This is a genomic window from Oleiphilus sp. HI0066, from assembly GCF_001635725.1.
This window is the reverse complement of the sequence record NZ_LWFH01001492.1, coordinates 1-828: the sequence shown is the minus strand read 5'-3', so window position 1 is coordinate 828 and position 828 is coordinate 1. Positions and strand designations below refer to the sequence as shown.

The window sequence follows — 828 nt, the reverse complement described above, 5'->3', positions numbered from 1 at the left end:
GTCGATAAGCGGCTGAATTAATCAATTTCAGTAACTTAAAACTGATAATGGGGTCTTGGCTTATAATATCGCTGACGTGGTTTATGTCTATATTGGGGTCTTGGAGTTCAGCGATTAGCCCAAGTACCGATATTTGGTTGGTGTTTAATTTTTTACCCTTAACCAATTCAGGCTTAGCAAGAAAATAACCCTGAAACAACTCAAAGCCTAAATCGGAACAAAGTTGAAACTCTTCGTGAGTTTCAACTTTTTCGGCAAGCAAAGTGACGTCGAAGTCCTTTAGATAGTCGACTGATTGTCGCAACTCATCTTCACTCAAACTAGGTAGATCGATTTTCACGATATCGATATAAGGAAGCAGAGGTTTGTAGTGAGGTGCTTTTACTACGTCGTCCAGCGCAATCGTATAACCGACTTTCTTAAGCGCAATGACGCGCTTTATGAAGCTTGGAGTAATTTTAACGTGCTCAAGGATTTCGATGACCACCATGTGAGGATCAAAGATGGGCTTTTCCATTAACAGTTCGCCTGAAAAGTTAATAAACGCGGGTAATCCACACGTCACAAATTCTAGGTCCGTTTCAGTGAACAGGTTTAAAAGCACGTTTGATGTTGCGCTGAGATCGCAGAAAAAAGTTGCTTTATTTTCTTCGTTATCCCTGAAGAGTAGCTCGTACGCATGTACTTCTTTTTGTCGATTATAAATAGGCTGACGAGCCAATAAGACGTCTTGTTTTTGCATAACTTCAGGTAAATACGCGATGAGCTCTATGAGTGAGCATTTGTTTTTGTACGCTTGAATTATTAGTGTAGACGAGCTTATGAACT

Annotated in this window: 1 protein-coding gene; it reads right to left on the bottom strand. The window is 40.1% G+C overall.

Annotated features, from left to right (window positions below; translation table 11 throughout):
- Positions 1-517: EAL domain-containing protein (locus A3738_RS23135; RefSeq protein ID WP_197473979.1), on the bottom strand; the 517-nt coding region annotated here is incomplete at its 3' end.
- Positions 518-828: the final 311 nt, after the last annotated feature.